Here is a 12,655-nt window from a genome sequence, read left to right as displayed (position 1 = left end):
AAAGTAATCTACGAAGATTAGGATAAAACCAAAAAATCGATTAAAATATTTTAAGCTTAGCTGAAGTACTGATATGCGTAGACAAATTTTAAATACGAATAGACCATGTACCTATAGCTACATACTATTTTTATAGTTAGTTTTTAGCATTTTAAAATAATTAAAAAAACTATGAGGTAAACTTTAAATTTTCCACAATTTTCAAGTAAAATTCTTGTAACAATCCACGCAATACAAACTCATACTCTGTGGTATCTTTGAATGCTTCAGCATACACCTCGGAATGATGTAAAAAATTTGTTACCAATTGATTTTTCTCTTTACTATTATTTGAATTAAAAAAAGTATGTAATTCGTGTAAAAGCTCCAAATCAGCGCAAGTATTGATTAGTTTTACCGTTAGTATTTGTGGAACTTCAAAATATGTATTACAGTTTTGTAAATACGCCATCAGTACTTTATTTTTTTCTTTCGTTACTGCTAATAGTTCTCTCTGGGTGTGATGTTTCATTTCTTTTAGATTAATTTTTAATAGGAAATATAAAAATATACCCACTAAATACTTAGAAATCTCGGTAAAAAATCACAGATGAAGTATAATTGAAGTACTGTTTATTGACATAACGTTAAACAATGTAGGTTAAAAACAATATTTGTTTAGTACCTTTTTATTAATTTCTTTGAAAAAATAAATTATTGATGAGAAAAAAATGGGATGTTTTAGTAGTAAGTATTCTATACATGTATTAACAATTGAGAAATGAAGAAAAAAGCATACCTAATACAATTAAAAGCTACATACTATGCATTGGATAAAAAATAATAGGGTTTTACCTGTATTTCTTTTTTTTAAATAATTGTACTTTTATTTATATAACTTTTTTATATCACGATTTTCAGGGAGTTATGTATATAAAAGTTTTTGTGCCTCGAAAGAGGCATTTTTTTATGTTTTTAAAAGAAATAATAATTCCAAAAAAATAATTTGTAGAGGGCAACAAACTATTTTCTTTATGTTTTACAGCTAGTAAAAAAGTTCTAGCCTCAAAATAAAACAACTTAACTATACATATCTGCATTTTATCGCATTTAAATGGGTGTAATTACAATTAAAATTACCTTTAAAGTATCAAAAAGAAATTTTTAATTTAGTTTGTTATATTTGTTTAGTTTGTTGAAAAGTATCGTTGTTAGCAGCGATACTTTTTGTAGGTTAGTTTAAAATTCAGCAAAGCTTTTATAAGGGACTACTACCTGCCTTGGTTAGGACATTGCTATACAGAAAAATAATCTTTTATCCTTTTTTTAGTGTCTTATATCTATAATTTTATGTCTATTATCTATTTAATTATTAGAAGTTTAAAAACTATATTACTTTAAACATAGTATTGAAATTTGCACCAATATTTTCAATGTTTAGTTTGTTTGTAATAAGAAGTATTTTTAATACTTCTTATTTTTTGGCTTCTATTCCTTGTAAAATGTATTGAAAAACAACACGATAGACTTACGTTTCTAGAAGGTAACGTTGCTAACTTATGTTACTCCAAATTGCAGTATTTTTTCGCAATTGATTCGAAACCATTAATAAAATTTCATTTTTGGGATCTCCTAAATTTGGATCCTCCTGAAGTATTTGTAATGCAGACACTCTCGCCTGCGCTAATATGGCATTATCTTTTACAATATCAGCTATTTTGAGATGTAATATACCGCTTTGTTGCGTCCCCATAATATTTCCCGGACCACGCAATTTTAAATCTACTTCTGCAATTTCGAACCCATCTGCTGTTTTTACCATGGTTTCTAAACGTGTTTTACCATCTGAAGAAAGTTTATAGCTAGATAATAGAATACAAAAACTTTGATCTGCTCCTCTTCCAACCCTTCCTCGTAACTGGTGTAATTGACTTAGTCCAAATCTTTCGGCACTTTCAATTACCATAACAGAAGCATTCGGCACATTTACACCTACCTCAATAACCGTAGTAGCTACCATTATTTGTGTTTCCCCATTACTAAATCGTTCCATCTCATAGTCTTTATCAGCCGACTTCATTTGACCATGAACAATACTTATCTGATATTTAGGAGTAGGGAATTCTCGAGAAATACTCTCATAACCATCCATTAAATCTTTGTAATCCATAGCCTCAGATTCTTGTATCAAAGGGTATACAATATATACCTGTCGTCCTTTTGCTATTTCATCTTTCAAAAATTTAAATACTCCAAGGCGATTACTATCATAGCGATGCACTGTTTTTATTTCTTTTCTTCCAGGCGGAAGCTCATCGATAACAGAAACATCTAAATCACCATACACAGACATTGCTAGGGTTCTTGGTATGGGTGTGGCTGTCATTACCAATATATGTGGTGGAATTACCTTGCCATTGTCATCCAATCCACCTTTTTGCCAAAGCTTGGAACGTTGTGCAACACCAAAGCGATGTTGCTCATCGATTATAGCAATTCCTAAATTTTGAAAAACAACTTTATCTTCTAAAACAGCATGGGTCCCAATTAGAATATCTAACGATCCATTTTCTAGACTTTCATGAATCTCTCTTCTCTTCTTAGTTCGCGTGGAACCAGTTAATAATTCCAGTCTTATCGATGTGTTCTTTAGCAGTGAAATCATACCATTATAATGCTGTATGGCGAGAATTTCGGTAGGTGCCATAATAGTTGCCTGATACCCATTGTCAATAGCTAAAAGCATGGTCAAAAGAGCGACAATTGTTTTTCCGGAACCAACATCGCCTTGTAAAAGACGGTTCATATGTGCACCAGAACCAACATCTTTTCTAATTTCTCGTAGAACTCGCTTTTGTGCATTGGTAAGCGTAAAAGGTAAATGCTTAGCATAGAACTCGGTAAAATTTTCACCGACTTTAGAAAATTGGAATCCCTTAAGTTTACTTTTTCTAAGTAACTTTTTTTGAATTAACTGCAGTTGAATAAAAAATAGTTCCTCAAATTTCAGTCGAAATTGTGCTTTTGTAAGTGTCTCTTGACTTTTTGGAAAATGTATATTTAAAAGTGCTTCTTTTTTATCTAAAAGTGAATATTCCGAAAGTAAATACGAAGGAAGGGTTTCCTCAATTATACCAACAGATTGTTGTAATAGACTTTGCATATAGCCGCGTAAGACTTTGTTCGTAATACCCTTATTAGAAAGTTTCTCTGTAGATGGGTACACGGGCTGCATAGCCGATTGCAATTTACTTTTATAGTCTTGTACGGTTTCCATTTCAGGGTGTGGCATGTTTGCTATGCCGTTGTACCAATTAATTTTTCCATAAATGACATAAGTCGTATCCTTTTTAATAGCATCCTTTATCCATTTAGCTCCTTTAAACCAAACTAACTCCATAGCTCCTGTTGCATCCTGAAAAGTTGCAACTAACCTACTCCCCCTTTTTTGCTTTACTGTTTTAAGGGCAGTAATTTTACCGACAATTTGAACTTCAGCGGTATTTCTCTGTAATTGATTTATAGAATAAAACTGTGTCTTATCAATGTATCTAAACGGAAATAAATGCAGTAAATCCTTACAGGTTTTAACTCTCAACTCAGAAAACAACAACTCGGCTCTAGCAATACTTATCCCTTTTATGTAGGTTATAGGGTGATTTAAATTCATGATTTAGACATATTTTAGTTACCTAGATATACATTGGGTTACCATGTATTTCTTGTAAATACTCTAGATGTAACAACCATTTATTTAAGATTTATAGACAGCAAAAGAATTCATAGAACATCCTAGAGCGCTATTATACTACCTACGAAAATACGAAAAACCACTAAAATCAGCTATATTTGTAGTCTTAATTTGACTACATGAGGTTACATAGAAATTTAGTTTACGCGGTTATCGATAGCTTACGCGATATTTTTAACGAAGGTGTATATGCAGACAAAGCTGTAGAATTAGCTTTAAAGCGAGATAAACGTTGGGGGGCACGTGATAGAAAATTTGTTGCAGAAACTATTTATGACATTGTGCGTTGGAAGCGATTGTATGCTGAAATTGCAAATGTTAAAGCTCCTTTTTCACGTCCGGAACTTTGGCGATTGTTCGCAGTTTGGTGTGTTTTAAGGGGTATAAAGTTACCGGATTGGAATCAAATAGAACCAACTCCAAATCGAAGAATAAAAGGGAAGTTTGATGAACTTTCAAAAATTAGAAAATACAGAGAATCTATTCCAGATTGGATGGATGAAGTTGGGGTTCACGAATTAGGAGAAGATATCTGGACCAAAGAAATTGCAGCACTGAACCAACAAGCCTCTGTAATTTTACGCACAAACACACTAAACATATCAAAAACTAAACTTCAAAAAGATCTCGATGTTGAAGGTATTGAAACAGAAACTATAGCTGGTTATGACGATGCTCTTCAATTGGTAGAAAGAGCAAACGTTTTAAAACAGATGCTTTTAAAAAGGGTTATTTTGAAGTTCAAGATGCTTCTTCACAATTAGTTGCTAAATATCTAGATGTTTCACCAGGAATGAAAGTAATCGATACCTGTGCTGGTGCTGGTGGAAAGACACTTCATTTAGCCTCTATCATGGAAAATAAAGGACAAATTATAGCTATGGATATTTATGAAAGTAAATTGAAAAAGCTAAAAGTACGTGCGAGAAGAAATGGGGTACATAATATTGACACGAAAGTTATAAACTCTACCAAAGTGATAAAAAAATTACATGGTAAAGCAGACAGAGTATTGATAGATGCTCCTTGCTCTGGTATTGGTGTTATTCGAAGAAACCCAGATTCAAAATGGAAATTACAACCTGAATTCCTCGATACAATTAAAGAAACACAGCAAGAAGTGCTTCAGAAATACTCTAAAATGGTTAAGTCAGGAGGAAAATTAGTATACGCAACATGCTCTGTATTACCTACAGAAAACCAACAACAAGTAGAGCTTTTTTTAGCATCAGATGCAGGAAAAGACTTTACATTTTTAAAAGATCATAAAATTTTATCCCACCAATCTGGGTATGATGGTTTTTACATGGCTTTATTACAAAAACAATGAATTGATAAATAATAACTACAAATACTACTACTATGCGACTAAAATTATTTTTAATTTTATTTATTTCTGCTACTATTTTATCAATAGCGCAGCAAGACTATTACAACGATGTCGATCTTTCAAAGACAGGTTTGGCCTTAAAAGAGGAACTTGCGATAAAAATTATAAATACCCATACGAATTTTCTAGTTTATACTCCTGGAGTTTGGGAAGCGTGCAAGGCTACGGATGTAAATCCTGAAAACAGTGCTGAAGTTTTGTTGATATATGGTTACAGTGAATCTGGTGTAACTGCGAGAACTAGAGGAATTAATGAGAATGGTGGAAACAGTGATGACTGGAATAGAGAACACGTGTATCCAAAAAGTCTGGGAGATCCAAATCTAGGAACCTCTGGTGCTGGATCAGATGCTCATAGTTTAAGACCATGCGATGCAATAACCAACAGCAACAGAAGTAATAAAAAATTTATCTCTGGAACAGGAAATTCAGGAAGTGTTTCTGGAGGATGGTATCCTGGTGACGAATGGAAGGGTGATGTGGCACGTATGATGATGTACATGTATTTACGTTATGATACGCAATGTCTTCCTAAAAATGTAGCAATTGGAACCACTAATACTACAGATGAAAATATGATTGATCTTTTACTCGAATGGAATGCAGAAGACCCTGTCTCTGAAGTAGAGGAACAAAGAAATAGCTATCATGGAAATACTTCGAACACCTATGCCCAAGGTAATAGAAACCCATTTATAGACAATCCCTATTTAGCAACTAAAATTTGGGGTGGTCCGGATGCCGAAGATAAATGGGCTACTGCAAGTGTTGAGAAAGATAATTTGGCAAAGGTTACTGTATATCCTAATCCAATTATATCAAACCAACCATTCTTCATTCAAAACTCTAGTAATAAAGAGATTAAACATCTCGAAATTTATTCAATAATAGGACATAAAATCAGATCAAAAGATATGAATAATGCAAGTTCTACGCACACTATTGCAGGACTTAAACAAGGGCTATACCTTCTGAAACTTTCTAATGAAAATAGCGTTACAACAAAAAAAATAATTATAAAATAGCTTATATTTCAAGCAAAAATTAAAAAGGCTTAAGATTACATCTTAAGCCTTTTTTTAATCAACTATTAAAAACTCAACCTATTACCAATCTTTTTGAGATAAGTAATCATCTTTAAGACTTATTATTCTTGTTTTGGTTACACGAAAAATAAGCTTTAACAGTATTTTAGGAAATCACAGTAGAAATTACTAGTTGCACAATTTCACTATTTCGAATTTCTAATGGTAAATACGTCCTCTTTAATTTTTGGAAGTTCAAACTTGTACACAACAGAACAGGTACGCACCAGTATAATAACAAAAGCAGATATTATAAAAGACATATCTTCTTGCACAGCTGCATATCTCAGGAATAAATATACTACGCCACCGGATAAACAAGCAGATGCGTAAATTTCTTTTTTAAAAATCAATGGAACTTTTTGGGTTAATACATCGCGAAGTACACCGCCAAACTGCCGAAACCATTCCCATTACAAGTGCAATTAATGGATGAAGGTTAAAATTAATTCCTTTTTGTAAACCTAATAGAGTAAAAACACTTATTCCGATAGTATCAAATAAGAACATTGTTCTGCGTAATGGTGCTATTCTAGACCGAAATAAAAAAGTAAATAATACTGCGGTCAAAATGGTATAGATATAATTAATGTCACCAATCCAATTAATTGGATTTGCATCTATTAAGATATCCCGCAGCATACCTCCCCCGACAGCAGTGACAAAAGCAATAATTATAACACCAAAAAGATCGAAGTTTTTTTTAATTGCTACTAGAGCGCCACTAATTGCAAATGCAAAAGTTCCAATAATGTCGATAACGTAAATAATATCCATGTTAGTATTCCTGTTTTATAAATTGAATCTGCAATGACTTCTCTATTTCTCGCATCTGCGTTATATCTTTTTTTGCAATTAAAGCTAAAGAGACACCTTTATTTCCGGCTCTAGCTGTTCTTCCACTTCTATGGGTGTAGTAGGTTGTATTTTCTGGAAGTTGATGATGGATAATATAGGAAACATTCGCTATATCTATTCCTCGTGCTGCAACATCTGTAGCAACAAGAACTTGAATAGTGTGTTTTTTAAAAGCACGCATCACTTTTTCACGCTCTCTCTGTTGCATATTCCCCTCTAACGCCGCTACAGAGAAGCCCTCTGCTTTTAATAATCCAGCTAGTTTTTGCGCTCCAGCCTTGGTTCTTGTGAAAATAATTCCCCTGTCGTTATGGTATCGTTCCAGGAAACGAACAATTACCTCTAATTTTTCCGCATCCGTTGTGGTAACGTATCGATGGGTAATATTTGTATTGACTTTTATATTTCTATCAATCTGAATTTGTTCTGCATTAGGATGCATGTATTTTTTGGTAATGCTTCTAATTTCCTCCGGCATCGTTGCAGAGAATAACCATGTTTTTCTATTCCCCGAAGTATATTTTAAAATTCTATTTAACGCCTCTTTAAACCCCATACTAAGCATTTCGTCAGCCTCATCTAAAATTAATGTTTGTAAATATTGTAGATCTATAGTCCCTCTCTCAATAAGATCTAACAATCTTCCTGGTGTCGCCACTACAATGTGGGTTACGCGAGACAAATTGGCTATTTGTTTGTCAATTTTTTCTCCACCATAAACTGCTTCAATAAAAATTTTGTGTGTACTGTATTTGGAGTACTTAAACAATTGTTTTTTAATTTGTTGTACAAGTTCTCTTGTAGGGGATAATACTAAAAACTGAATAGAAGTATCCGATGCTTTTACTTTTTGCAAAATCGGTATGCCATACCCTGCAGTTTTTCCGGTTCCAGTTTGGTCCAAACCAATAAAATCTGTATCTGCATTAAGTAATATGGGGATTACTTTTTCTTGAATTGCTGTTGGTGTAGTGATTTTTAGTTCTTTTAAGCCCCGGATAAACTCCTGCTGCACTCCTAAATTTTTGAAACTAGACATACTTTTTTTTTAGATTATTTTACGATTGTTTAGGCAATAATAAATTACGTATTTCGTTCGTAATACGTTTTGGTTTTTGCGTAGTTCCATCTATAAAACAATAGGTTGTTTGGGAGGAAACTAAAACCGTTTCTCCTCGACTTATTTCCACATGACGAATCGATGTAACTCCCTCTGTTTTCCCTACCCAGGTTTTTATCGTAACGCTATCGCCTAATTTCGCTTGTCCTTTGTAGTCTATTTCATGCCGAACCACAAACCAAACATACTTTGGATCGACAATATTTACGATTAGTTCTTGCCAATGTAAATCGGCAACATCCTGAATCCATTGTACATATACTACATTATTAACATGATGGTATTGATCGATTTCTTTTGCTTGAACAACATGTGTTTTTTGAAAATAATGCATACATCAAATTTACAAGTTTCTAAACGAATATAGTTGCTAAAGCTATAGATTTTACACATAAATCTATTCCGAGAATTTGCTTAATTTTATAAAAAAAATAAATTGACAAATAAATTTAGAACGGAAAGCATCAGTAAGTTGCTTTTGAAGCAGGCAGTACCGGCCTCCATAGGAATATTAGTGATGTCTTTAAACATGATTGTAGATACAATTTTTGTAGGAAGGTGGATTGGTGTTATTGCAATTGCAGCGGTCACAGTTGTTTTACCTATTGCCTTTTTGATGTCTTCTGTAGGAATGGGTATAGGTGTTGGCGGTAGTTCTATCATTTCAAGAGCACTAGGAGATTCCAACAAAATAAAAGCCATTAACGTATTCGGAAACCAAGTCACCTTAACGGTAAGTATGTCACTAATTTTTGTTTGTATCGGGACTATATTTTGTATTCCATTACTTACTTTATTTGGTGCCAATGGTCAAATTTTGGAACCAGCTAAAGAATATTTTTCAGTAATTATTTGGGGAGTGCCTTTCTTGGCTTTTGCTATGATGGGAAACCCTGTAATACGCGCCATTGGCAAACCCAATTTTGCAATGTTTACCATGATACTTCCAGCTATAATGAATGTTGTTTTGGATATAATATGCATTAAAGTTTTAAATCAGGGAATTTATGGAGCCGGCCTTGCTACCTCTATTTCATATATAACCTCTGGCACTTTTGTGCTGTGGTTCTTCTTTTTCAAACAAAGTGAATTTTCAATTAGCAAAGAATCCTTAATTGTAAAAATATCGCTTGTAAAAGAAATCATTGCATTGGGAGGCATTACAATTGTGCGGCAAGGAACTGTTAGTATTTTAATGATTGTTTTGAATTATAGTTTGTATACCTATGGCGGAGAAATTTCCGTATCCACCTACGGAATTATTAATAGAGTTACCCTATTCGCTCTATTTCCAATCCTGGGCGTTACCCAAGGATTTTTACCCATAGTAGGCTTTAATTACGGAGCAAACGACACAAAAAGAGTTAAGGAAAGTATCAAAATTGCTATTCAATACGGAAGTTCAATTGCCTTACTAATATTCATAGGTATTATGCTGTTTCCAAATACTCTAGTAGCACTTTTTACCACGGATGAGGAATTAATTCACAAAACACAAAATGCACTTTTGATTTGTTTGTCAGCGACACCTATTATCACCATTCAATTAATTGGAAGTGCCTATTTTCAGGCAGCGGGAAAAGCTATGCCTGCCCTTTTATTAACACTGTTAAAACAAGGTTTGATTTTAGTACCATTGGTATATATAATGCCAAAATTCTTCGGTGTATTGGGTATTTGGGTATCTTTTCCTATTGCAGATGTAATCGCTACCGCAGTTACCTATGTTTTTTTAAAAAAAGGACTCAACAAATTACCAAGCTCGGAACCATAAAAAAAACAACGAAATACTATTGATAAAACTACTTAGAGTAAAGATTCTCCATTTAAGTTGGTCGTTAAAACGTCACTCATGTAATCAAAAAAGGGACGTAATGCGAAAAAAGCATCCACTACTTCATTACTAAAATTGTTTGCTAATACCTCATTGTCGTTAAAATATCGCATAGCAACAAAACCTTTTTTACGAATTAAGTCGATAGCCTTGTGTTCTTTATCAAAGCCTTTTGGTGCTGTTTTTAATTCTGCTCCTTCAAGCTTCCCTCCAAAATAAGTAACAAATTTCTGCTCTGCCAAGATACTTCGTATTTCCGTATCATCAATTTCAAACTCTTTACGAATTCGGAACAAATCTTCTTTATTTGGTTCCCAAAATCCCCCAGCGAGAAAACTTTTATTAGATGGTGCTAAATGCAAATAATACCCCCCTCTCAAGGCTTTGCCTTCTCGGTAAAACGAACCTGCAAAATGAGTTTTGTAAGGAGTTTTATCTTTACTAAATCGCACATCTCTATATATCCTGAACAGCTTGAGTTTTTCGATAGAGTCTTGTTGCTCTAAATGATCCTTAACATTTGTATAAAACAACTTTACATTGTCTAAAATAGCGGTATACTCCGGTTTATGTTCTGCAAACCACTCTCTGTTATTGTTTTCCTTTAAGTTTTCTAAAAACGTAAAATTAGCTTTATTGAATTGCATATCATTCTTTATTACATTTCTAAAAATACAAAAAAACCTTTTTGCTAGCATCAAAAAGGCTTTTCTATTATTGTGAACTATTCTCTGTGTTTACTTACACATTAAATCTAAAGTGCATAACATCTCCGTCGGCAACAATATACTCCTTGCCCTCAACTCTCATTTTACCAGCTTCCTTTACTTTGGCCTCCGATCCGAAAGCAATGTAATCATCATAGCCAATTACTTCTGCTCGGATAAATCCTTTTTCAAAATCAGTGTGGATAACACCAGCTGCTTGCGGTGCAGTAGCCCCAACAGTAATCGTCCAGGCTCTTACTTCTTTTACTCCTGCGGTAAAGTAGGTTTGTAAATTCAATAAAGTATATGCGGATCTAATTAATCGGGATACTCCTGGTTCTTCCAAGCCAATATCGGATAAAAACATTTGTCGCTCTTCATATGCTTCGAGTTCTGCAATATCTGCCTCTGTTGCAACAGCAAGGGTAATTATTTCTGCATCTTCATCTTTTACACATTCCTTAACTTTTTCCACATAGGAATTCCCATGCTTCGCAGAAGCTTCATCAACATTACAAATATACAGTACTGGTTTAGAAGTAATAAACTGTAAAGGGGCTACAAACTCTTGTTCTTTCTCGGTGAAATCTATAGTTCGAACCGATTTCCCTTCCAAAAGTACACTTTGAATTTTTTCTAAAACTTCCAGTTCTTTTTGTGCTTCTTTGTTACCCGTTTTAGCAGTCCTTTTTACCCGCTCTAAACGCTTTTCTAGCGTTTCCAAATCTTTTAGTTGTAATTCAATATCAATAGTCTCCTTATCGCGTATCGGATCAACCGAACCATCTACATGAACAATATTATCGTTATCGAAACATCGTAAGACATGTAAAATTGCATCTGTTTCACGAATATTTGCCAAAAACTGATTTCCTAGTCCCTCTCCTTTACTAGCCCCTCTCACCAAGCCTGCAATATCAACTATTTCTACAGTAGCAGGAATAACTTTTTCAGGATTTACAAGCTCTTCTAACTTTTCAATTCTCGCGTCAGGAACATTGACAACACCTAAATTGGGTTCAATAGTACAAAATGGAAAATTGGCACTTTGTGCTTTGGCGTTTGATAAACAATTAAATAAAGTTGATTTTCCAACGTTCGGTAATCCTACAATTCCTGCTTTCATTATTTGGGTACATTAATATTTTTTGCGATTGCAAATATAGTGTATTACTCTATTCTATCTTTCAATTTTGTACATGAAAACTAGATGTTTTTAACATAAATTTAATAAATCAATTATTTTTAATTATTTTTAAAGGCAAAATCTAACAAAATCAAACTAAATTTTAATGACAGACTTATCTGATCAGGTACTTTGGGCGCTTATAAAAGAAGGCGATTTAAACGCCTATTCCATTCTTTTTAAGAAGTTTTATCCTGCATTACATGGTTACGGACTTAAAATATCTAAAGATTTACATGTTACAGAGGATTCTTTACAAGACTTTTTTCTCTACATCTATGAACACAAAGAAAATTTAAGCAGTTTGGATAAGGTGGCTCCTTACTTATTTACTTCTTACAGAAGGTTTATCATCACGAAGTTAAAAAGAAATAAATATACCATAGTAAGAGGCATTGACAGTAATATAATTGATATCGAATTCACACCCGATGAATTCCTAACGCATCAAGAGTCTGTAACGTTCAGAAATAAAAACATCGCTACCTTAATAAATAAATTACCCAAAAGACAAAAAGAAGTAATTTATCTTAAATTTAACTGCAACCTAAAGGCTAAAGAAATTGCGGAGACGATGGAGATAAATTATCAAAGCGTAATCAATACATTGCATAAAGCAATTAAAACTTTGAGAGAAGAAATAGCAATTTTTGAACTATTAAATTATTAAATTTGCAAAAAATATATTTTAATAAGGGTATATTATAAATTATACGTACTTATTAGTATATACCAAACGGAATAT

At 33.2% G+C, this 12,655-nt stretch carries 9 protein-coding genes and 2 pseudogenes; 4 read left to right on the top strand and 7 right to left on the bottom strand.

Annotated elements, in window-relative coordinates; translation table 11 throughout:
• Nucleotides 1–169: 169 nt before the first annotated feature.
• Entirely contained in the window at nt 170–511 is a 342-nt protein-coding gene (locus BSU00_RS02540; RefSeq protein WP_146104776.1) for a hypothetical protein, read from the bottom strand.
• 1,020 nt (nt 512–1,531) lie between these two features.
• A complete protein-coding gene (gene recG / locus BSU00_RS02535; protein ID WP_105002981.1) occupies nt 1,532–3,649 on the bottom strand; it encodes an ATP-dependent DNA helicase RecG in 2,118 nt (705 codons plus the stop codon).
• A gap of 200 nt (nt 3,650–3,849) precedes the next feature.
• Here recG and BSU00_RS02530 point away from each other — a divergent pair.
• Nucleotides 3,850–5,060, top strand: a pseudogene (locus BSU00_RS02530) (RsmB/NOP family class I SAM-dependent RNA methyltransferase).
• 32 nt (nt 5,061–5,092) lie between these two features.
• Nucleotides 5,093–6,145: an endonuclease gene (locus BSU00_RS02525; protein WP_105002980.1), complete on the top strand. Its 1,053-nt coding sequence runs from the start codon at nt 5,093–5,095 to the stop codon at nt 6,143–6,145.
• Nucleotides 6,146–6,351: 206 nt separating this feature from the next.
• On the opposite strand, the pseudogene BSU00_RS02520 reads toward BSU00_RS02525, so the two are convergent.
• The 3 genes and pseudogenes from BSU00_RS02520 to BSU00_RS02510 form a co-directional block, all read right to left on the bottom strand.
• Nucleotides 6,352–6,982, bottom strand: a pseudogene (locus BSU00_RS02520) (trimeric intracellular cation channel family protein).
• A gap of 1 nt (nt 6,983) precedes the next feature.
• A complete protein-coding gene (locus BSU00_RS02515; RefSeq protein ID WP_105002979.1) occupies nt 6,984–8,102 on the bottom strand; it encodes a DEAD/DEAH box helicase in 1,119 nt (372 codons plus the stop codon).
• 19 nt (nt 8,103–8,121) lie between these two features.
• A complete protein-coding gene (locus tag BSU00_RS02510; RefSeq protein ID WP_105002978.1) occupies nt 8,122–8,517 on the bottom strand; it encodes a thioesterase family protein in 396 nt (131 codons plus the stop codon).
• Between the two features lie 102 nt (nt 8,518–8,619).
• Here BSU00_RS02510 and BSU00_RS02505 point away from each other — a divergent pair, with 102 nt between their 5' ends.
• Entirely contained in the window at nt 8,620–9,957 is a 1,338-nt protein-coding gene (locus BSU00_RS02505) for an MATE family efflux transporter (RefSeq protein ID WP_233188554.1), read from the top strand.
• A 32-nt stretch (nt 9,958–9,989) separates the two neighbouring features.
• Here the strand turns inward: BSU00_RS02505 and BSU00_RS02500 are convergent, their stop codons facing one another.
• Both BSU00_RS02500 and ychF read right to left on the bottom strand, forming a co-directional pair.
• Complete coding sequence (locus BSU00_RS02500) at nt 9,990–10,664, bottom strand: DUF2461 domain-containing protein (protein ID WP_105003395.1); 675 nt, start codon at nt 10,662–10,664, stop codon at nt 9,990–9,992.
• Between the two features lie 94 nt (nt 10,665–10,758).
• Nucleotides 10,759–11,850 (bottom strand): redox-regulated ATPase YchF, encoded by a 1,092-nt coding sequence (ychF, locus tag BSU00_RS02495; RefSeq protein WP_105002977.1) that lies wholly within the window; start codon nt 11,848–11,850, stop codon nt 10,759–10,761.
• 166 nt (nt 11,851–12,016) lie between these two features.
• Between ychF and BSU00_RS02490 the strand changes: the two genes are divergently transcribed.
• Nucleotides 12,017–12,580 carry an RNA polymerase sigma factor gene (locus BSU00_RS02490; protein ID WP_105002976.1) on the top strand — a complete coding sequence of 188 codons (564 nt, stop codon included), beginning with the start codon at nt 12,017–12,019 and terminating at the stop codon, nt 12,578–12,580.
• Nucleotides 12,581–12,655: the final 75 nt, after the last annotated feature.

It is taken from the genome of Tenacibaculum sp. SG-28, from assembly GCF_002954385.1.
In the GTDB taxonomy this organism is placed as follows: domain Bacteria; phylum Bacteroidota; class Bacteroidia; order Flavobacteriales; family Flavobacteriaceae; genus Polaribacter.
This window is presented reverse-complemented; position numbering and strand designations above follow the sequence as displayed.